A 21,213-nucleotide genomic window follows, 5' to 3' on the forward strand; every position below is an offset into this window, starting at 1 on the left:
GAAATTGTTCCACAATAGTCTTAAAGGCTCTCTCATGGCCTCGACTTTCCTAGTGGCAGCACCTGCGCTTCTGGCGTCTGGTGCGATCGCACAGGAGAGTGATGATCAAGACAGTGGCGTAGAGGAAATCACCGTTCAGGGTCGTTATATCCCGGACGAAAAGCGGGCTACTTCCGAGATTGCAAATGTCATCGACGCGGATGCTTTCTCATTGGCTGGCGATAGCGATGTCGCGGTTGCGCTGCAACGTGTGCCGGGCCTGTCGCTTGTAGGCGGCAAATACGTTTATGTACGCGGCCTTGGTGAACGTTACTCCTCCACGCTTCTCAATAACTCGGGCATCCCGAGCCCGGAACCACTTCGCAAGGTGGTGCCGCTCGATATCTTCCCGACGTCGCTGATTGAAAGCGTCCTCGTACAGAAAACCTATTCGCCGCAATATCCGGGTGAATTCGGTGGTGGTGTGATCGACCTTCGCACCAAGGCCGTACCGGACGATTTCGTTCTCGAAGTCGGCATCAAGGGAAAATACAACTCCGAAGCCACCTTCAAGGACGGTCTGAGCTATGACGGCACGAATTCCGAGATTTTCGGTTTCGGCGGGTCGCGCCGCAACATCCCGGATGAAATCTTGAAGGATGTCACGCTCGAAAGTCTGACGGAAGAAGAGCGCGAGGCAGCCGGTGAAGCGCTGCCGAACATCTGGTCGATCGACCATGAGACCAACCTGCCGGGTGGTGGCGTGGACTTCGTCTGGGGTAACCGCTATGACGTGGGCAGCGAAAGCGCCTTCGGTTTCTTTACCGCCGTTACCTATGATGTGAATACGCGCTACCGGAACGGCATTCGCCGCACGGTGACCGCGTCCGACAGCGGGCCGGTTATCCGTTCCAACTTCGCGCCGGAAGTCTGCTTCAATGACGACTTCAAGGGCGAAGGCGGGGACGACTGCGGCGTGCGCCAGTCCAACATGGACGTGTCACTGAACGGGATCCTTTCCCTCGGCTACGAGATCAACAACGACCACTCGCTGAACGTCACCTCCACGGTGCTGCGTCAGAGCACGAAGCGGTCGCTGATTGAAAAAGGTGTGTTCGCACAGGAAGACTCACTCCGGACCCGTTCGACGATCGACTGGATCGAAAGCCAGGTATGGGCGAACCAGCTGAGCGGCCAGCATAACTTCATGCTGTTCGGTGACAGCGATGTGTTCCAGGACACGGTCTTTAACTGGCGCGCGAACCTCTCCCGCTCCGACCGTGACGTGCCGCTGCGCCGGAACACGGTGTATGAGTACAACAGCAACCTGGACGCGGACCTGATCCTCGCCCGGACCGACGGCAACACCACGATCTATAACGCTCTCGACGAGGAAACGAAGGAATTCGGCTTCGACCTTGAGCAGGCGATGTATATCGCGGACACGCCGGTTGATATTCTTGGCGGGTTTACCTATGCGGAGAAGGAGCGGAGCTTCGGCCTCGTGCGCTATAACTTCGCCTTCCCGTCCGGTACCACAACCGACCTGCGTCGGCTCGCGCCCGAAATCATCTTTGGCGCGGTCAATATCGACCCTGACGGTATCCGTCTGACGGAAACCTTCGATCCCTCGGACTTCTACACCGCCGACTTTGAAAACATTCAGGGTTACCTCGGCGCGGATGTGGAGCTGTCGCCCAAGATGCGGATCGCCTTTGGCGTTCGCTATGAGGACAGCACCCAGGTTGTCGATACGGTTGACCGGACGACGGATGACCCGATCCGGGTAACGCAGAAGGGTGAATACTGGCTTCCGGCTGCGACCTTCACCTATGAGATCATCGACAATATGCAGGTTCGCCTGGCCTACAGCCAGACGATCGCCCGGCCCGACATGCGCGAGCTGTCTACCGCCCCCTTTGTTGACGATGAGCGTGGTCTGACGGTTCGCGGTAACCCGGAACTCCGGATCACCGAGATCGAAAGCTATGACGCCCGCTTCGAATGGTATTTCGCCGCCGGTGAAAGCCTGACGGTTGGCGCCTTCTACAAGAAGTTCGACAACCCGATCGAGCAGAGCGTGAACGCCCTCGGCGATGACCGCCTGATCACCTATGTGAACGGCGAGAAGGCCGACCTCAAGGGTGTCGAGATCGAGGTCGAGAAGATCCTCTTCCTGCAGGACTGGTTCGGCTGGGATTGGCTCGGTGGCCGCGAGGTGTTCATCAAGGCCAACGGCTCCTATATCGACGGTGAAACCACCACCGCGGAAGCGGATCTCGGTGCGGTGACAAACGCGATCCGTCCGTTCCAGGGGCAGTCGAATTGGCTTGGCAACCTGCAGTTTGGCTGGCGTGATTATGACCGCGGTGAAAACCTCGCCCTCGTCCTGAACTATACCGGCAAGCGCCTGTCGCTTCTCGGTGTGTTCGAGACCCCGGACGAGTATGAAAACCCGCCGCTTATGCTGAACTTCGCCTACAGCAAGGAATTCCAGGTGGGCGACAATATCCTTGAGATGAAGCTCGAGGCCGAAAACCTCCTGGGTGACGAGATCCTCTACACCCAGTTCGGTGTCGCGACAGAGCAGTATGACCTTGGTCGGACTGTCACTCTCGGATTTAAATATAAATTCTAGGACAAAGCCTTTAGGCTACGGCCCAATGCTACGGCATTGGGCCCTTGAGTATAGATGCATATGAAAAACAGACTTCGCTCTTTCTTCGCCGTATCTCAGGGAGACGGCACACAACACCGGGCCAGGCAGCATGCCGGTCAAACTGCGGGCCCCAAGTCGGTCCGCATTGGTGTATTATTGTGCGAAGTCGCGGCCACGATTGCGCTGGCTTATATCGCGGTCCAATTCTCCCATGGGCTGATGATGCCCGCGCGCGGCGTTGTGCCCACGGGGACATTCGCCGCCAAAGCAGTTTCAACACAAGACAAAGATTATTCCGCCCTCCTGAGCTTTGATCCCTTTTTCCGCACTCTCGCTGACGGTGCGCCAGCATCAAGCGAGGCAGCGCCCGAAAGCTCGCTCAAACTTGCGCTATACGGCGTGCGCGCGGACGGTGACGGCAAGGGCACGGCGATCATCACCGCATCGGGAGACGCGCAGAAACTGGTCCGTATCGGTGATGAACTTACCTCGGGGGTAAGCCTGAGTGCCGTGTACGCCGACCGTATCGAGGTAAGCCGCCGCGGCATCCGCGAGGCGGTCTACCTCAAACCCAAAGGGGAACGAGGGAGCACGATTGCCCCGCGACCCGCCACAGCCCAGACTGCTGCAACGGAAGGCGGTGAAGGTTTCCTGGCGGCACTTGTAACGCTGGACCTCGCGCCCGTGATACGGGAAGGCCGTCTTGTTGGTTTTCGCATTGGCGACGGCGCGATCGGTGCTCTTCCCGGGCGGTTCAGCTTTGAAGAGGGGGACATCCTGATGGCGGTAAACGGTAGCCCGCTGACATCTTTCGAGCGTCTTGGGGAACTGCCGGATGAATTTGCCCGTGCGACAAGCCTGACCCTTGAGATCGAGCGTAACGGCGCAAGCGTAACCCGGACCATAGACATCCAATAGTGCCTTTAATGATTGAAAATGCCATGCTGAAAAATATCCTGAAAATAATCTTCCTGACCGCAGCAATCGCCTTCTCTGGCGTGACCTACGCGCAGGAGCATGTGCTCAATTATCGTGACGCCGATATCCGCGTCTTTATTGACGATATCGCGGCACTGACCGGCAAAACCTTCATTATCGACCCGCGCGTGCGCGGCAAGGTGAATGTGGTTTCCTCCGCCGAGGTCACCAGCGACGGCGTATTCCAGACCTTCCTGTCCGCCCTGCGTGTGAACGGTTTTACGGTCGTACAGACAGCATCAGGCGCGCTCAAGATCGTACCGGATGATGAGGCCGCGCAGGACGCTGGCCCGGTGGACGAGGCGCGCCGGGGGGATCAGCTTATCACCCGCGTATTCACGCTTAAGTTTGCCGACCCGCTGGCGGTGCAGGCGGCAGCCAAGCCTTTTGTGTTCAAAAACGGCCGCACCTTCGCGCGCCGGGGCATGCCTCACCTGATCGTCACCGACTATGCCGATAACCTCGCCCGGATCGGAAAGCTGGTCGCCAGCATGGATGTGGACCAGTCGGTCATCCGCACAGTGATGCTGGAAAACACGTCGGCGGGCGAAATGGCGGATATCGCGCTATCGCTTTCCGCCCAGCCGGGGTTTGAAGACAACAGCTACCAAACGTTGTCGGTGATCCCGCTTGAAAGCAGCAACACACTTATCCTGAAGGGGCAGGCGGAAGTGATCGATGCCTTCCTGCCTGTTATCATGGACCTTGATAAAAACAATGCCTCGCGCGGTGACCTGCGGGTGATTTACCTCAAGCACGCAAGCGCGGAAAAGCTGTTGCCGATGCTCGAAACCATCACCCAGTCGATCAGGAAAACAGATGGCAAAACCCAGCCAACCGCGTCGAACGAAGTGACGGTGTCCACCTATTCGGGTGCCAACGCTATAATCGTGAACGCGGCACCCGAGATGCAGCAGAAAATCAGCTCTATCGTGCGCATGCTGGATGTGCCGCGTGCGCAGGTGCTTGTTGAGGCCATCGTGGTTGAAGTGTCTGAAGGCGCAGCCAAGGAGCTTGGCGTGCAATATGTGCTGGCGGGCGGCGACCGCGACGGTATCCCCTTCACCGTCGCCAACTATTCCAACACCGCGCCTAACGTTCTGGCAGCCACCGGTGCGCTTGTCATCGATGATGACAGTGGTTCGGGCAGCGGCAATGACAGCGGCTCGTCTTCCACGTCCGACCTTCTGAAAGCCGCGGCCGTGGACAGCCTTCTCGGCTTCAATGGCTTTGGCCTTGGTGTGGGAGGCCGCACCAAGGGTGGTGGCGTGTTTGGCGTCATTCTCAATGCACTCGCCAGCGACACCGGCAGCAATATCCTGTCTACCCCGTCGATTGTGACGATGGATAACGAGCCCGCAAGCTTCCTGTCGGGTCAGGAAATCCCCTTCACGACGGGTGAGGCGCTGGGCAGTGCCAATTCAAACCCGTTCCGGACCGTGGACCGCAAAAACGTCGGCATACAGCTTGAGGTCACCCCACAGGTGAATGAGGGTGATGAGATCCGCCTTGCCATCCGGCAGGAAATCTCCTCCATCGCGGGGCCGATCAACAGTCAATCGACCGACCTCATTACCAACAAGCGCGAGATACAAACAACCGTTCGGGTGAAAGATGGTGAAATTGTCGTGTTGGGTGGCCTTATCCAGCAGAATGAAACCACGTCGGTCGACAAAGTACCGTTCCTTGGCGATATCCCGCTTCTTGGGCGTGCCTTCCGCTCAGACAGCAAAAGCACGCAAAAGACCAACCTGATGATCTTCCTGCGCCCCACCATCCTGCGCGGCAGTGAGGACATGAGCGCGGTAACCGCCCGTAAATATGACTATATCCGCGCCAAACAGGCGGGGGTGAAATCGCAGATGCCGATTGACGAACTGGTCCGCGACGTGATGGGGCGTGGCGCCCTGCCGGTTGAAGCAGCAACGGACGGAAGCCCGGATTAAGACCATGGCGGCTGACACAAACATGAGCGCACAAACATGAGCGAACGGGCAGACCCCATTTTGAAATACAGCTTCGCGCGCGAACATGGGTTTGCCCTGGTGGAAGCGCGCGCGGATGATGCCACGGTTATGATGCGCGATGGCGCGAATGCCCTCGTGCTTCGGGAAGTGCGCCGTGCTATTGGCCTGCCGCTTGTGGTGCAGCGCGAAAACGCCCGGGATTTTGATGCGCATCTCTCCAACCTCTATGCCGCGGATGGCATTGGCGCACATGTGGACACGGACGTGCCGGTTGAAAGCCTCGACAGCGCGCTTGAGGGCATGCCCAAGGCGGCCGACCTTCTCGCCAACGATGACGACGCACCGGTCATCAGGCTGATCAATGGCATGATGGCAGAGGCGGTGAAAACCAAGGCGTCGGACGTGCACCTTGAACCGTTCGAGAACAAGCTGTCGGTGCGCCTGCGCACGGACGGCGTGCTGGCTGAGGTAGCCAGCCTGTCCGCTCGGTTGGCGCCCTATATTGTGTCGCGTATCAAGGTCATGGCGCGGCTGGATATTGCCGAAAAACGTATCCCGCAGGATGGCCGCCTGTCACTGACCCTGGGGGACCGCACCTTTGATGTGCGGGTCTCCACGCTGCCGTCCCGGCATGGCGAACGGGTGGTGCTCAGACTTCTCGATACCTCACAGGCGCACCTCAGCCTCGAAGACCTGGGTATGCAGAAACGGGTGCATAACGGTATTCTTGATGCCCTTGCTGAACCCAACGGGATTATCCTTGTGACCGGCCCCACGGGCTCGGGCAAGACCACCACGCTTTACGCGGGGCTTTCGCTCCTTAATGACCAGTCGCGCAATATCATGACGGTCGAGGACCCGGTGGAATATGCGCTTGAGGGCGTCAGCCAGACACAGGTCAATGCCAAGGTGGGAATGACGTTTGCAAACGGCCTGCGTGCCATCTTGCGTCAGGACCCGGACGTGGTGATGGTGGGCGAAATCCGCGATATGGAAACGGCGGAGATGGCCATCCAGGCATCGCTGACAGGGCACCTTGTGCTTTCAACCGTGCACACCAACAGTGCGGTGGCAGCGGTCACCCGCCTGCGCGACATGGGAGTTGAGCCCTTCCTGCTGTCGTCCACGGTCAAGGCGATCCTTGCTCAGCGTCTTGTGCGCCGCTTGTGTCCATCCTGCAAGAAACCGGCGGAAGACGAAAAGCGCATCCGCAAACAACTGGATGTAAGGAAGGATGAGGGCGCCACCTTCTACGAGCCCGTCGGCTGTCCGGACTGTGCTGGCAAGGGCTACAAGGGTCGAATTGGCATCTATGAGCTGGTGAAGATTGATGACAAGCTGCGCCGCATGGTGCAGGAAGGCGCGCCGGAGCAGGACATGGAGGTCTATGCCTTCAAGGCAGCCAAAACACTGGCGCAAAGTGGCACGGATCTTGTGCTGCGTGGCCTGACCACAGCGGAAGAAGTGCTGCGGGTCTCCAAGGTGCAGGGAGCGGCTGATGCTGGCGTTTGAATACGAAGCGCTGGATGGTCGCGGCCGTACAAAAAGTGGCATCATTTCGGCTGAGAGCGAACGCGACGCGCGCGAACGCTTGAAAGCCAATGCGCTGTTTGCAACGGCGCTGTCGCCCGCGTCACAGAAAAAGGCACGCAGAAAAACCAGCTTTTTCAAGCGCGACGATGTGATTGCGCCAAAAGAATTGGCACTTGTCACCCGCCAGCTTGCCACCATGCTGGGGGCGGCAGCTACGGTCGAGGAAGCCTTGGGTGCCATCGCAGCACAGGCGGAAAAACCCGGCCCGCGCAGGGTGCTGACCCGTGTGCGCACCAGCGTGATGGAAGGCTTGCGCCTCAGTCAGGCGATGGCGGAGGAGCCAAAAAGTTTTGATCCGCTTTACCGGTCCATGGTGGCGGCGGGGGAAGCCTCGGGCGACCTTGCCCGTGTACTTGGCAGCGTGGCGGAACACCGCGAGAAATCGCAGGACACCAAAAATAAGGTCCAGTCGGCGCTCATTTACCCCATCGTGCTTGCTGTTGTGGCGGTCGCGGTGGTGACAGCGCTGATGATTTTTGTAGTCCCCAAGGTGGTGGGGCAATTCGAAAACTTCGGCTCTGAACTGCCGGTCCTGACCCGGATTGTGGTGGGCGTGTCTGACTTTCTGGTGGCATATGGTGTGTGGCTTTTTCTGGCGATGGGACTTGCGGCCTTCGGCTTTATTACCGCCATGCGCGCGCCCGCCTTTCGCTTCAGGGTGCATTCTGGCCTGTTGCGCCTGCCGGTCATTGGCAAGCTGATCCGCGCAGTGAATGCAGCACGGTTTGCCCGCGCGCTGGGCACGCTTGTGGAAGGCGGCAGCCCGGTGCTTGAGGGCCTGATGGCGGCGCGGGAGACGGTCAGGAATGATCGCATGCGGCAGGCACTTGATACCGCTATCGGTCAGATCCGCGAAGGCAAGGGCACCAGCGCGGCGCTGAGGCAGGCAAGCGAATTTCCCCCCATGCTGGGCTATATGGCTGCGGCGGGGGAGAAAAGCGGCCAGCTTGCCGCCATGCTGCACCGCGTGGCGGACTATCTGGACAGTGAATTTGACGGCTTCACCAAAACGGCGCTCAGCCTTCTGGAGCCGATGATCGTGATTTTGATGGGCGGGATTGTGGGGGCGATCGTGTTGTCGATCATGCTGCCGATCCTCAAGCTCAACAGCCTTGTACTCGGGTAATGGAGAATGACCATGATACGTTTGAAAAAGCTTCTGAAAACGCTCGCGCAGGAAAGCCGCCGCGATGAAGGCTTCTCGCTCATTGAGCTGATGGTTGTGATTGTGATCATCGGTCTTCTGACCACTGTTGTGGTGATCAACGTGCTGCCAAGCCAGGATCGCGCCATGCTGGAAAAAGCCCGTGCCGACGTCAAGCTTCTGGAACAGGCGGTTGAGATGTACCGTATGGATACCTTGAAGTACCCAAGCCTGGAGGAGGGCATCGAGGTGCTGGCCAACCCGCCCAAGGGCGCGAGGTTCCGCAAGGAAGGCTACATCAAAAGCCTGCCCATGGACCCCTGGGGCAACCCTTACCAGTATCTCTATCCCGGTGAGCACGGGGCCTTCGATGTCTATTCCTTCGGGGCCGATGGCCGCCTGGGCGGGGAAGACATGAACGCCGATATCGGCAACTGGAAAAGCGAATAAGAGGGCAGTAAGGACCCATGCGCGCGCTGAGGAAAGATGACGGTTTTTCGCTGGTGGAGATCATGGTGGTGATGGCCATCATGGGGCTCATGGCAAGTGCTGTTGTGCTTTCCATGCCGTCAGGCGATGACCGGCTTGAGCGCGCGCTGGATGGCACGCGGACCTATATGTCGGCGCTGTCGCGTACGTCCGTCAGTACCGGGCGGGTGCTGGGCCTCAGGTTCGATGAGCATGGGTATACACCGCTTGTGCTTGAGGCGGGCACATGGAAGCCCGACGGCGCGCTTGTGGGGCGTGGCAAGGCCTGGGCCGATACAACACTTGTCAGCGTGGAGCTTGACGGCGCCCGTATTGACACGGCGCAGAAAAAAGGTGAGGCGCTCAGGCCCCATATATGGTTCCTGCCCACGGGTGAAGTGGCGGCATTCAAGCTCTCGCTGATGGTGGACGACCGGCTGGGGACAGTGGTCAGCGTGGGCGGGCATGATTTCAAGGTGGTGGCCGATGAGAGCTAGCAGCCCCCTTATGGTCGAGGACGGCTTTTCACTGCTGGAACTGCTGGTCGCGGTGGCGGTGCTGTCGCTTGCGGCGGTGACCCTGCTGGAACATCAGGGCCAGGGTGCGCGCTTGACCGCCATGGTTCAGGAACAGGCACTCGCGGCCACCGTGGCGGAAAACCGGTTTGCGCTCCTGTCCACACAGGAAGATGCTCCCCGTGTGGGCAGCCGCAGCGGGGTTGAGGAACAACTGGGCGTGACCTACCACTGGCTTGAGCACGTGCGTGCCATACCGGGCAGCGAACTGATGTCGCTGGAGGTGACGGTGACGGCTGAGGGCGGTGACCAGCAACTCGCGCGCCTGACCGGGTTCCGGAGGGCGGCGCCATGACGCGCGGTGATGCAGGTTTTTCCCTTGTTGAGACCATGGTGGCGATGCTGATTTTCGCCTTTGTGTCCGCCTCCGGTGTGGCGCTTCTGGTCAGCTTCAATGCGGGCGAGCGTGCGATGGCGGTCGCAGATGATTTCATGGCGGATATCCAGACCACCAAAAGCCTGATGCGCAGCGATCTGGCGCACGCCTTGCCGCGCACCACGCGGGATGCAGCGGGTGGTGTGCTGCCGGTTTTCACCGGTGGTATGCCGGCAGCGCGGCTTGTGGCTGGCGCGGGTGATATCAGCGAACCGTTTCTCCGCTTTGTGCGGGGCGGCCATCTGGCTGCACTGGTTAGTGAAAACGCGCCTGCGGTGCAGCGTGTTGAATATATTTTTGAGGGTGGCAGCCTCATCCGGCGCAGCTTTGCCCGGCCTGACGTAACGCCGGACACACCGGCGACACACCAGGTTTTGCTCTCGGATGTCGATAAAATCCGGGTACGATTCCGCATGGGCGATGTGTGGGTACTGGACTGGCAAGGCAAAGCTGGCGAGCGCGGCAGCATGCCAAAGTTGGTTGAGCTTGAGTGTGACATCACGGGGCGCGGCACGCTTCGGATGCTACTGCCTGTGGGCGCACAGATATGACACACATCCCGCACAGATTTTTGCACAGGTTTGCGGATGACCGCGGCGCAGCGCTCGTGACCATCTTGTTGCTGGTGGCCATCATGAGCGTGGGAGCAGCGCTTGCTTTTGAGCGGATCGGCTTTTCCGTCAAGCGCGCCACGGCGGTAAAAACCCATGACCAGGCAAGGCTTTATGCCCTTGGCGGGGAGGCCATGGCGCTTGCCGCGGCGGAAGAACTGTATAAAGCCAACGCAAAACTCGTGGCGCTTACCGGCGCGGGGGAAGGGCAGCGCGTTTCCTATCAGCTGGACGGGGGTGCAATCAACGGTTTGCTGTCGGATGCTACGAACTGCTTCAATATCAATAGCCTGGTGGTGCCGCAACACAACGTCTATATCGCTGATCAGGCTGCCATGCAGCGCTTCGCCCACCTTGCACACGCCCTTGGCCTGTCTGATTTTGAAGGTGAAAAGCTTGCCGCGGGCCTCGCCGACTGGCTTGATAGTGACAGCAGGTCCCTGCCTTCTGGCGCGGAAGATTATGATTATGCGGCGCTTTCGCCGCCCTACCGCGCGGCCAACACCTTGATGGTGGATATCAGCGAGTTACGCCTTGTGCGCGGCTTCACCCCTGAAATCCGGAGCCTTCTTGAGCCGCAACTTTGTGTGCGCCATAAGGCGGAGCCAGTGAAGCTGAACGCCAACACGCTCAAGGTTGTTGACGCGCCGCTACTAGTGGCGCTTGTGGGCAAGGGGCTGGATCTTGAAGCGGCGCAGCGTGCCCTCGCTGAGCGGCCGGCAGGAGGTTATGCCGATAACGCGGCTTTCTGGCGTCACAGGGTTTTCGCCGGCCTGACGCTTGAGCAGGCCGTTCGGTCGCGGGTGACGGTCAAACCGCAGGCGTTTGATGCAAAAATTTCTGTTACATATCATGATGCGACGGTGGAGCTTGTGTCCACACTCGCGCTGGGCGATGACGGCAGGGCCGAGGTCATCGCGCGAAGGTTTGGGGCAATCTATTGAACGACTATCTTGTTATAATTCTTGATGAAACCGGAGGATTTGCCACCGGCGCCGGGTTGATTAACAAGGCCGGGCAGTGGCAAAAGGCTGTCCCGGTCAGCGATATCAGTTCTGTGGGGGTAGAGCAGGCTATTGCTGTCCTTTCGGGGGCTGGGGTGGCGGTATGGCGGGAAAGCCTGCCCAAGTTGCCGCAAGCCAAGCTGCAAAAAATTATACCGGGCATGATGGAAGACCGTCTGGCCGACGGGTCGGGCAATATGCATTTTGCGGTGTGGCCCTTGGGCGAGAAGAATGAGCAGTTGGTTGCCGCCGTGGCACAAGACGTGATGGACCGGGCGCTAGCCACCATGCGCAGGCTGGGCGTTGAACCCACCAGCGTGGTGCCGGACTTTATGCTGCTGGCCACAGGCGAGAGTGCGCAGGTGTTAACCGGGCCCGAAGGTCTTTGTCAGGTTCGCCTACCGGACGGCACAGGCTTTACCGCGGAAGAAAGCCTCGCCGAGACGATGCTGGTGGAGGCCGCGGCGCAACCATCTGGCACAAGCTGGCATCATATGCTTGGCGCGGCGGTTGAAAGCTCCTTTAACCTGCAGCAAGGCCGCTATGCTGGCCGCACGGATATCACTGCATGGCTATTGTGGTTTCGCCGCGCGGGGCTGCTTGCAGTCGCCGCCCTCCTGTTGTGGGTGGCGATGGTCAGCCTTGAGACCTCCCGCCTTCAGGATGAGGCAGATGCTACATATGCGGAAGCAGAGGCATTGTTCCGTGCAAGCTTCCCGGATGTGAAGCGCATCGCCAACCTGCGCGCGCAGGCGCGGCAGGAAGTGATGAAACTGCGTCAGCAAAGCGGCGGCGAGTTTCTGAAGCTGTCGAATCTGCTGTTTGAACAAACAAGTGCGCAGGAGGGCAGTTTGCTTGAGGGCCTACGTTTTGACAATGCGCGCGGCGAGCTTGCCGCGACCATCTCCTTCACATCCTTCGCGGACGGTGAAGCGTTCAAGAAAAGCCTGACACAAAATGGCGTCATGGTGCTTGAGGGCGGCAGCCGACAGGAAGGCGCCCGCGTGGTGACGGACCTGACCTTAAGGAGCCCATCATGAAGGATTACTGGAATGGCCTGACAGCGCGCGAGCGGGGCTTGTTGATATCGCTTGGATGCCTGATCCTTATTGTGACGTTGTGGCTGGGAGTTGTGCGCCCGCTTGAGGCTGCACGAGCCAGTGCGGCGCGAGAGCACGTTGCGGCGCGAGAACTGTACGAGACAGTGGCTGGAGCGGCTGCGGAAGCCCGCGCGCTCCATGCTGCAGGTCGCGACGCCAGGGCGAAAGCCAGCGATCAGCCGCTCCGCGTTGTTATAGCTGTCAGTGCACGTGGTGCTGGCGTTTCCATCAGCCGCATCCAGCCCGGCGAGGATGGTACCCTGACCTTATGGGCGGATGACGTGGGTTCCGCACCATTTTATCGTTGGCTGACAAGTCTGGCGGAAGACCAGCAGATAACACCGGTGAAAGTCTCGCTGCAGAAGGCAGGGAATGGGCCTCGCCTGAGGGCACAGGTCCAGTTTGAGGAGGCGCGCTGATGCTTTCTCGGGCTCATCTTCTTGGCCTGTTCGTTGTGGCCTTTCTTGTTATCTTCATTGCGACGATGCCAGCCCGGCTTGCGGTTCGCTGGATGGAGCTAGGCTCCGCTGTGACATACAGCGGCGTGGAAGGCAGTTTGTTCAACCCACGGCTGTCGGGTGTTTCTTACCGGAAGATGCCCATTGGTGATGTGGGGGTCGAGCCCGCACTTTCGGCGTTTGTCCTTGGCTCTTTCCACGGCAAGGTTACCATGCGCGGCAATGTCAGCGGACAGTTTGAGGTTGTTGAATATTCCGATACCGAAATTATTATCAAGGACGCACACCTTGCAGTGCCGGTGGATTTCACCACAAAAGGCTGGCCGCTGTCTGGCGCTGTGTCTCTCAACAGCTCGTCCATCGCACTTGACAGCAGGGCCGGATGCAGCGAGGGCAGCTTCACCTTGCGGACAGATATGTTCGCGCCCGCGCTTAAGGCTTTTGGGGGGGATGATATCATCCTCGCGGGGGATGGCCGTTGCGAAGGTGGGCAACTTGAGGCCACGCTCGTCGGCGAAAACAGGAGGCTCGCGGTTACGGTGAACACGGCATGGCGCAAGGGCGAGAACCTTGTGGCGGATATTACACTGGCCCCCAAAGGCGCCGCGCCGCCAAGCGAAGCCGTGCAAATGATGCTTGATTTTGCTGGTCTACGCCGTGAGGGTAAGGCTTGGTACGGGCAGCTTTCGCTGCCGGTCGATCTGTAAGATAAGGGACTTGGGCGGTGAAGAATTTTCTGTTGATGGCGGCGATGTTAGCGCTGGTGGCCTGTGCTGGTAGCAACCAGGGGCCTGACGCACGCGCCAGGCAAGCGGGAAGCATGCCGCGGCTTGGTTCTGATGAAGTGTTATCGCGCTTTAGCGCGTTGCCGGCACAAACGCTGGCTAAAGGGGAATGCGGCCTTTTCCTGTGGCTCAAGCGCGATGACGCGCCATTGGTGTTTTTCCAGCGCTCTGGCAGCCTTGCGGCAGAGATGATCGTGGACGGGTCGTTGCGCGCCCTCACCCGTGACGGGGCGGAGCGCCCGATCGGCATGTCCTTTTTTGAGAAGCAGAATTTTGTTGACGATGACCTGCGGGTGAACCTGCGCATTCAGGTGGAGGCAGACCGCTCGCTGCAGAAAGGCCTGAAGGTGCCAGCGGGCATGGTCTCGATCGATACTGCTGAAGGTTGGTCAGCGGCACTCCCCGTCGCAGGTGCCATCGGCTGTAAATAGGCCTTTTGCCAAATGTTCTTGATGGATGCAACTTTGCTTGCCCCCGTGAGGGGGAGGGGCTAAAGGGGATCATTGAGCATTTGAGCGGAGCCCGCGGCCATGAACGAGCTTGTGCCTGATCCAGTGACCGATGTGGTCGACCTGCCAACCATTGCGTTTATTGGCGGGGGTAATATGGCGTCTGCCATTATCGGGGGCCTTGTGGCGCAGGACTTTGCCGCCGGTGATATCATCGTTGCCAATCCGGGCCTTGGGCGGCGCCTGCATCTTGCTGAAAAATTTGGTGTACGCACGACCGATAGCATCGCCGAGGCCGTTGCGTCCGCCCCCGTTGTGGTGCTGGCAGTGAAGCCTGACGTGCTGGGGTCTGTGCTGGCGGATATCGCGGCCGGCGGGCGCATCAAGGGGCGACTTTTCATCTCCATCGTTGCTGGCAAGCCGGTGAAGGTGATGGAAAAGGCGTTGGGGGCGGAGGCCGCAATTATCCGCACCATGCCGAACACGCCTGTGCTTGTGGGCGCCGGCGCGACCGGTATTTATGCCAACAGGAACGTAAGCGAAGACCAGCTTAATACTGCGATCGCGCTGATGTCGGCGGTGGGTATTTGTGTGCCGCTTGATGATGAAACGCATCTTGATACGGTGACCGCGCTTTCAGGCACCGGCCCGGCTTATTTTTTCCTGCTGATGGAGGAAATGATCAAAGCCGGGAAGCTGCTGGGCCTAGACCACGATACCGCGCGGGCGCTGACCTTGCAGACCGCGCTTGGCGCGGCAGAGCTTGCCGCGTCGTCGGATGAAAGCCCCGCCGCGCTGCGCGGGCGCGTCACCTCCCCAAGCGGTACGACGGAACAGGCGGTTGGCAGCTTGACATCAAGCGGCTTCGGCCCGTTGATTGAGCAGGCGATCCGCAAGGCCAGACGCCGCGCGGCGGAGCTTGCTGGCTCCTGATACCCGCTTGGTCTTTAGTGGAAATCCCGGCTTTTGGGCACAAGGCCCTTCACGTTGCGTGGGTGCCCGGCTGGCCTATAGGTGGGCAGGCGGGTATCCCCTGCGGTGGGGCGCAGGGCTTCATCAGCCGCTGTGACGGGAAGTTTGAGTTTATCGTCCGACAGGCGCAATAGTTCCACCGAACGGTCAGCCACATCGCCCGCCACGATATGGGTCACGCCGTCCTGCCGCTGCAATCGCCCGCGCACAAAAGCCAGGCGGCTGCCCATGACGGCGGCGCGCACACCCTCAAATACCTTCTTCCAGACGATGATGTTGGCAACGCCGGTTTCATCCTCAAGCGTCATGAATATCACGCCCTTGGCGCTACCCGGACGCTGGCGCACCAGCACAAGGCCCGCGATGGCCAGCTTCTGCCCATCTTTCATATTATGGAGGTCAAAGGCCCGCACTGCACCTTCACTTTCAAAAAGCGGGCGCAGGAAAGAAAGTGGGTGGGCTTTGAGGGACAGCCGCAGGGTCTGATAGTCGTTCACTACATGCTCCGCGAGGGGCATTTCAGGCAGGCTCACGCGCGGGTCCGCACCGCGTTCATTTGTTTCCGCGTGGGTGAAAAGCGGCAGGTTTGGCGTGTTGCCAAGCGCGCGAATCTGCCAAAGGGCGGCGCGCCGGTCCAGTGCGCAGGAACGGAAGGCGTCAGCTTCCGCCAGCTTTTCAAGTTGCGCTACCGGCAGGCGCGTGCGGGCATGCAGGTCCTCCACATCCAGATAGGGCCGCAGGCGGGCGGCCTCGATTGCTTTCGCGCAGTCCTCGCGGACCCCTTTTATCTGCCGAATGCCAAGGCGCATGGCGTAACCCCATTTGTTATCCGGCGCGGGCTCAAGCGTGCTGTCCCAGTCGCTTTTGTTGATGTCCACCTCACGTATCTCAACGCCGTGTTCGCGCGCATCGCGCACAATCTGAGCCGGGGCATAAAAGCCCATGGGCTGGGAGTTCAGCAGCGCACAGGCAAACACATGGGGATAATGGCACTTCAGCCATGAAGACGCGTAGGCCAGCATGGCAAAGGCGGCAGCGTGGCTTTCGGGGAAACCATAGTCGGAGAAGCCTTTGATCTGGTTGAAGCAGCGCTCCACATATTCGGGCGCATACCCTTTCGCCAGCATGCCGGTTGTGAACTTCTCGGTGAAGCGCGTGATGGTACCCTGATTGCGGAAGGACGCCATGGCGCGGCGGAACTGGTCAGCCTCTACTGGCGTAAAACCCGCCGCAATGATGGCAACCTTCATCGCCTGCTCCTGAAAGAGCGGTACGCCGTATGTTTTTTTGAGGATGTCCTCAAGCTCATCCGGCTTGCCCTTGCCAGCGGCGGGGCGGGGGTAGTCAATAGGCTCGAGTTTTTGTCGTCGCCTAAGATAAGGATGCACCATATTGCCCTGAATGGGGCCGGGGCGCACGATGGCAACCTGCACCACAAGGTCATAAAACACGTTGGGTTTGAGGCGCGGTAGCATGCTCATCTGCGCGCGGCTTTCGATCTGGAAGACACCGATGGTGTCCGCTCTGTGGGTCATCTCATAGGTCGCGCGGTCATCCTTCGGGATGTCATGCAGGGTGAGCGCCACACCGTGGTGGGTATGGAGAAGCTCAAAGGACTTTTTCAGGCACGTCAGCATGCCAAGCGACAGCACATCCACCTTGAGGATATTCAGCGCATCAAGGTCGTCCTTGTTCCATTCAATCACTGTGCGGTTTTCCATTGCCGCGTTCTGGATCGGCACAATTTCATGCAAGGGGCTTTCCGTCAGCACAAAGCCGCCCACATGCTGCGACAGGTGGCGCGGGAAACCGACAAGCTCATGCGCGATCTCCAGCGTTTGCCTGAGCCGGATATCTTCAGGGTTGAAGCCTGCCTCTGCCACGCGCTCATTGCTGATCTCGCGGCCATAGGACCCCCACACGGTACCCGAAAGCGCGGTGATGGTGTCTTCCGACAGGCCCATCACCTTGCCCACGTCACGCACGGCGCTGCGCATGCGGTAGGTGATGGTGGTGGCTGCGAGCCCGGCGCGGTGGCGCCCGTAACGCTTGTAGATATACTGGATCACTTCCTCGCGGCGTTCATGCTCAAAGTCCACATCGATGTCTGGTGGCTCTTCCCGCGCGTCGGAGACAAAACGCTCGAACAGCAGATCGATTTCCAGAGGGTCCACATCGGTGATGTGAAGCGCATAACAGATCAGCGAATTGGCGGCTGAGCCCCGGCCTTGGCACAGGATGTCGTTTGCGCGGGCATAGTGAACAATATCATGCACGGTCAGGAAATAGGGCGCGTAGTTTTTCTCGCCCACAAGGGCCAGTTCGCGCTCAAGCGTTGCGGCTTCGCGTGCGGGCACGCCCTCTGGGAAGCGGCTATCAAGCCCGGCGCGGGCAAGATTTGCGAGATGCGCCTGCGGGTCTATGCCGTCGGGCGTTTGTTCGCGCGGGTAATTGTAGCGCAGCTCATCGAGCGAGAAGGTGCAGCTGTCCGCGAGTTCAAGCGTATGCTCGGCCGCATGCTCAAAGCCTTCGAACAGACGCAGTATCTCCGTGGGCGGCTTGAGGAAACGTTCTGCATTCTGCGCCGCGAGATACCCGGCGCGGTCAATGTTTGTATGTTCGCGCACGCAGGCCAGCACATCGGCCATCACCCGGCGCGCGGGCGCATGATAAAGCACATCATTGGTGGCCAGGAGCTTCGCGCCCGTGTGCCGGGCGATATGGTCGAGCCAGTGGATGCGCTGCCGATCCTGCCCCTGATAGCGGTGGGTAGCCGTGAGATAGATGGTTTTGCCAAGTGTGTCCTGCAGGTGCGGGATGAAAGTGGTTAGATCACCGGAGACGGCCTCAGGCAGCAGCGCGAACTGTATGCCATCAGTAAAGGCCGCTACATCTTCAAGCCATAGCTGGCAGTGGCCCTTGGCGGCGCGGCGGTTGCCGGTGGTGAGAAGCGTGGTCAGCCGGGCATAGGCCGCGCGGTCCGTGGGGTAGACGAGCAGGGAAATGCCGTCCGGCCTTGCGTCGGCGTCTACCTCCCGCATCTCCCCTGCCATCAGGTCCAGCCGCACGGCGGGGATGAATTTGAGGCTGTGTTCCTTCGCCGCCGCATGGCCGCGCACGATGCCTGCAAGCGTGTTGCGGTCAGTGATCGCCATGGCCTTGATGCCGTGCATTTTAGCGTAGATCACCAGCTCATCGGCGTGGGAAGCGCCGCGAAGGAAGCTGAAATTGCTGCTGACCTGAAGTTCCGCGTACATGGCTGTCCCTCAGGCAAAAAAGCCGTGCAGGAACCAGTCCGGCAGTTCGCTTTCACCCGGGCGTACGCCGGGCACCGGATAAAGCCCGCGCCGGAACAGCCAGAAGCGGCTGCCGCCTGTCACCTCCACCCGGTAATAGTCGCGCGAGCGGTCGTCCGCGCTGGTCCACCATTCGTTGGCGATACGCTCCGGCCCTTCGGCGCGCACCACCCGGTGTTCAACCCGGCGCCAGCGAAAACTGCGCGGTGCGCCTTCCGGTACGGCGGACAGAACATCCACCGGTTCCGGGCGCGGCAGCAGACGCAAGGGGCGCGGTGCGGTGGTGGTGGGGCAGTTGTCCCAGCCAAGCCCCCTCGCGCCCAAAGTCCGGCTGCCTTGGGTGGTGACCGTCTGCGCACGTTCCGGCAGGTGGCTGGCGTTATGCCTGAGGCGCAGCACCGCGCCGGGGCCAAGCCGCGCCGCCAACCGGTCCATCAGAAGCGCGGTGGAATGCGCTTCCTCCTGCCGTAGGTCGCCCACCTGCGCGGGCATCAGGCGTTCGCTCTCGAGCGCCGATAGGGTGAGGAGGTCGAAGCCGAACCCGGCATCAAGGCCCGAGAGCTTCTCATTGAACAGGCGCAGCATATGTGCCTTGTCCCGGCTCGGGCGGGTGAGGCCGACGAGCAGGCTTTGCACCGTGCCGTCCACCCGGTAGGCATCCAGCCGCAGGCGCCGTGCGCCGCGCTCGCCTTCCGCCAGCACGAGGCACAGGTCATCCACGAGGGACGCGAGCGCATGATCTACCTGCTCAAGGTGCTGGGCGGGTTCCATGAAGGCTTGTTTGACTTGCCATTCGGGCAGTGGGGTGAGCGGGCTGATGGGTTCATCGCGCCGCCCGAGGGTCTGGTCCAGCCGCTCCAGCAGTTCCGTCACTGCCTTTGCCGGATTGCCGCGAAAGCGTCGGGCGAGTGCAGCGCGGGGCAATTCGGTGATGCTGCCGATGGTCTTGAGGCCAAGGCGGTTCAGCATGAGGGAGGTGGCGTCATCGAGCCTCAGCGCCCGCATGGGTAGGGGGGTGATGGCATCAAGGCTGGTGCCCTTATTCACAATGCTGCCCGCCTTGTAGCGCGCCAGCGCCCAGGCAGCGCCCACGGTTTCAGCCATGGCGGCGCAGGCGGTGATACCCGCGCGGGCAAGGCGGTTCTTGATATCCGCGAGCATGGCTTGTTCGCCGCCGAACAGATGCGGGCAGCCGGTGACATCCATCAGGATACCGTCGCGGCCATCAAGCGCCACAAGGGGGCTATAACGCACCAGATAGCGCGCGAGCGCTTCAAGTGCGTTGGCATCCGCTGCCGGGTTGGCGGTGTCGGTGATGATTGCGGGATGGATGGCGCGGGCTTCGGCAAGTGTCATGCCTGCGGTAAGGCCAAGCGCACGGGCCGCTGGCCCCACGGCATAGAGGCGCTGGGTCTGCTGTGCGGTTTCCGTGAGCGCGAAGACAGTCTCAGCCTGCAGCGTGTTGTTGCTCGCGCGGCTGTAGCGGTCGATCGGCCATTGGGGCAGCCACAGGGAAACTATCCGGCGCATGGGTCCACTCCAGAACATGATCATGGGGGCGCTGGCCGCCCCGGTGTTTGACAAGATTTGCGTGCGCGCGGCTTTCCCCCGGGGCATGGACGGCAAAAGGTGGTGGTTCGCTTGTGTGCGCCCGCAGCGCCACCCGGCTGTAGGACGCGCTTGAGGGGGCCTTCTCATTACGCAAAATGAGGATGCAGCGCGTCATGCGCTCCCGCGTGGTGAGCGACAGGCGGCGGCTTTCCGTGAGGTCAATGCCTTCCACTTCCCCCACCACGGCGGCAAGCTTCTGTGACTTCAGCCCTTCCTCGACCGCCCAAAGGGCATCGAGCCGGCTCCCGGCCCGCACGATGACAAGCCGGGCGGGGTCAATGCCGAAACGCTTGAGGCCGGGGCCATAGGGCAGGCCATGTTCCTGCACCATGCGCGGGCTGGTGACCCACAATATGGTGCCGTCGCTGGCCCCGAGGCCCGCCAGCGCAAAGGCCATGGCGGGGGTGAAATCATCGGGCTTTTCCGCCCATACTTCATGCGCCCAGCCAGCGGGGAAATCGGGGCGTTCGGTCGTAACTTCCTGATGTTTCTCTTTTTTATCTACTTCAGGCAGGGCGTAAGCGTCTGGCCGGGCCTCGAGTTTGCTCACCGTCTGGCGGAGCGTTTGCAGCAGTGCCGCTTTTGGATTGTTGCTTCCGTGCGTTTTTGCCGCCTTTTGGGCGATTGGCAGATTATCGTTTTGCGCCAGATTGTGCACGGTTTTGCCTCAGATACTGTCGTGACTCGGGATGTATTTTGTTCTCTATTTGTTCTCACAATTGGAGCAAAGAGTCAAGACGAGTGGAACAGAAGGCACGACAACTTCACCAAGCCTTGATCATAATCTGCTTGACCCCGGACCATGGTCAAACCTTATAGTGGCGGCCATGAACCGCGTGAAATATATGCTGGGCCTTGCGCTGATTGTTGTTGCCTTCCTTGGGCAAGGCATTGCCGCGTCTGCCGATCAGGCCGGGTGCTGCGCCCCTGAAATGCGCGCAGCCATGCAGGAAGCCATGATCGCGGGCATGGACATGCCGTGCCACAGCGATATCATGGATGACGCGAGCGACGTGAAGGCGGACAACTGCTGCAAGGACATGGCAAGCGGCCCTGTGATGGCCGACCTTGGGAGTATTGAAGCCCTCACCACTTTCACGGAAAACCAGCCGCGCAGCTTTGAGGCTGTCACCGCTGAAGGCCGCACGCCGGACTATATCCCCCCACCACCCAACGCCTGACCTTCTG

General features: G+C 60.3%; 19 protein-coding genes. 16 read left to right on the plus strand and 3 right to left on the minus strand.

The window, feature by feature from the left end; all coding sequences use genetic code 11:
• The first annotated feature begins 34 nt into the window (after positions 1 to 34).
• From OEU85_RS02605 to proC, 15 genes are all read left to right on the plus strand, one after another.
• Entirely contained in the window at positions 35 to 2,617 is a 2,583-nt protein-coding gene (locus tag OEU85_RS02605; RefSeq protein WP_262689877.1) for a TonB-dependent receptor domain-containing protein, read from the plus strand.
• Between the two features lie 60 nt (positions 2,618 to 2,677).
• On the plus strand, positions 2,678 to 3,556 hold the full coding sequence (locus OEU85_RS02610; RefSeq protein WP_262689878.1) for a type II secretion system protein N: 879 nt from the start codon (positions 2,678 to 2,680) through the stop codon (positions 3,554 to 3,556).
• Between the two features lie 23 nt (positions 3,557 to 3,579).
• A complete protein-coding gene (gene gspD / locus OEU85_RS02615) occupies positions 3,580 to 5,562 on the plus strand; it encodes a type II secretion system secretin GspD (protein WP_262689879.1) in 1,983 nt (660 codons plus the stop codon).
• 36 nt (positions 5,563 to 5,598) lie between these two features.
• On the plus strand, positions 5,599 to 7,095 hold the full coding sequence (gene gspE, locus OEU85_RS02620) for a type II secretion system ATPase GspE (protein ID WP_262689880.1): 1,497 nt from the start codon (positions 5,599 to 5,601) through the stop codon (positions 7,093 to 7,095).
• Positions 7,082 to 8,302 carry a type II secretion system inner membrane protein GspF gene (gene gspF / locus OEU85_RS02625; RefSeq protein ID WP_262689881.1) on the plus strand — a complete coding sequence of 407 codons (1,221 nt, stop codon included), beginning with the start codon at positions 7,082 to 7,084 and terminating at the stop codon, positions 8,300 to 8,302. The genes gspE and gspF overlap by 14 nt, the downstream gene beginning before the upstream one ends.
• A gap of 12 nt (positions 8,303 to 8,314) precedes the next feature.
• Entirely contained in the window at positions 8,315 to 8,770 is a 456-nt protein-coding gene (gene gspG / locus OEU85_RS02630; RefSeq protein ID WP_262689882.1) for a type II secretion system major pseudopilin GspG, read from the plus strand.
• Between the two features lie 17 nt (positions 8,771 to 8,787).
• Entirely contained in the window at positions 8,788 to 9,285 is a 498-nt protein-coding gene (locus tag OEU85_RS02635; protein ID WP_262689883.1) for a prepilin-type N-terminal cleavage/methylation domain-containing protein, read from the plus strand.
• Positions 9,275 to 9,658: a type II secretion system minor pseudopilin GspI gene (gene gspI, locus OEU85_RS02640; protein WP_262689884.1), complete on the plus strand. Its 384-nt coding sequence runs from the start codon at positions 9,275 to 9,277 to the stop codon at positions 9,656 to 9,658. The genes OEU85_RS02635 and gspI overlap by 11 nt, the downstream gene beginning before the upstream one ends.
• On the plus strand, positions 9,655 to 10,290 hold the full coding sequence (gene gspJ / locus OEU85_RS02645) for a type II secretion system minor pseudopilin GspJ (protein ID WP_262689885.1): 636 nt from the start codon (positions 9,655 to 9,657) through the stop codon (positions 10,288 to 10,290). Before gspI ends, gspJ begins: the two co-directional genes overlap by 4 nt.
• A complete protein-coding gene (gene gspK, locus OEU85_RS02650) occupies positions 10,287 to 11,294 on the plus strand; it encodes a type II secretion system minor pseudopilin GspK (protein WP_262689886.1) in 1,008 nt (335 codons plus the stop codon). The genes gspJ and gspK overlap by 4 nt, the downstream gene beginning before the upstream one ends.
• Complete coding sequence (gspL, locus tag OEU85_RS02655; RefSeq protein ID WP_262689887.1) at positions 11,291 to 12,394, plus strand: type II secretion system protein GspL; 1,104 nt, start codon at positions 11,291 to 11,293, stop codon at positions 12,392 to 12,394. Before gspK ends, gspL begins: the two co-directional genes overlap by 4 nt.
• The gene (locus OEU85_RS02660; RefSeq protein WP_262689889.1) at positions 12,391 to 12,873 is read left to right on the plus strand and encodes a type II secretion system protein M; all 483 of its coding nucleotides are present in this window, start codon (positions 12,391 to 12,393) and stop codon (positions 12,871 to 12,873) included. Before gspL ends, OEU85_RS02660 begins: the two co-directional genes overlap by 4 nt.
• Positions 12,873 to 13,619 carry a type II secretion system protein N gene (gene gspN, locus OEU85_RS02665; protein WP_262689890.1) on the plus strand — a complete coding sequence of 249 codons (747 nt, stop codon included), beginning with the start codon at positions 12,873 to 12,875 and terminating at the stop codon, positions 13,617 to 13,619. The genes OEU85_RS02660 and gspN overlap by 1 nt, the downstream gene beginning before the upstream one ends.
• A gap of 17 nt (positions 13,620 to 13,636) precedes the next feature.
• Positions 13,637 to 14,128, plus strand: a complete 492-nt coding sequence (locus OEU85_RS02670; protein WP_262689891.1) for a hypothetical protein — start codon at positions 13,637 to 13,639, stop codon at positions 14,126 to 14,128.
• Positions 14,129 to 14,227: 99 nt separating this feature from the next.
• A complete protein-coding gene (proC, locus tag OEU85_RS02675; protein ID WP_262689892.1) occupies positions 14,228 to 15,079 on the plus strand; it encodes a pyrroline-5-carboxylate reductase in 852 nt (283 codons plus the stop codon).
• Between the two features lie 14 nt (positions 15,080 to 15,093).
• Here the strand turns inward: proC and OEU85_RS02680 are convergent, their stop codons facing one another.
• Genes OEU85_RS02680 through OEU85_RS02690 form a run of 3 tightly spaced genes read right to left on the minus strand, consistent with a single transcriptional unit; the run spans position 15,094 to position 20,683 of the window.
• The gene (locus tag OEU85_RS02680) at positions 15,094 to 18,375 is read right to left on the minus strand and encodes an error-prone DNA polymerase (RefSeq protein WP_262689893.1); all 3,282 of its coding nucleotides are present in this window, start codon (positions 18,373 to 18,375) and stop codon (positions 15,094 to 15,096) included.
• Between the two features lie 9 nt (positions 18,376 to 18,384).
• Positions 18,385 to 19,944 (minus strand): Y-family DNA polymerase, encoded by a 1,560-nt coding sequence (locus OEU85_RS02685; protein WP_262689894.1) that lies wholly within the window; start codon positions 19,942 to 19,944, stop codon positions 18,385 to 18,387.
• Positions 19,862 to 20,683 carry an ImuA family protein gene (locus tag OEU85_RS02690; protein ID WP_262689895.1) on the minus strand — a complete coding sequence of 274 codons (822 nt, stop codon included), beginning with the start codon at positions 20,681 to 20,683 and terminating at the stop codon, positions 19,862 to 19,864. Before OEU85_RS02690 ends, OEU85_RS02685 begins: the two co-directional genes overlap by 83 nt.
• Before the next feature lie 169 nt (positions 20,684 to 20,852).
• Between OEU85_RS02690 and OEU85_RS02695 the strand changes: the two genes are divergently transcribed.
• On the plus strand, positions 20,853 to 21,206 hold the full coding sequence (locus OEU85_RS02695) for a hypothetical protein (protein ID WP_262689896.1): 354 nt from the start codon (positions 20,853 to 20,855) through the stop codon (positions 21,204 to 21,206).
• The last annotated feature ends 7 nt before the right edge of the window (positions 21,207 to 21,213 follow it).

Source organism: Kordiimonas aestuarii, from assembly GCF_025574465.1.
GTDB lineage: Bacteria > Pseudomonadota > Alphaproteobacteria > Sphingomonadales > Kordiimonadaceae > Kordiimonas > Kordiimonas aestuarii.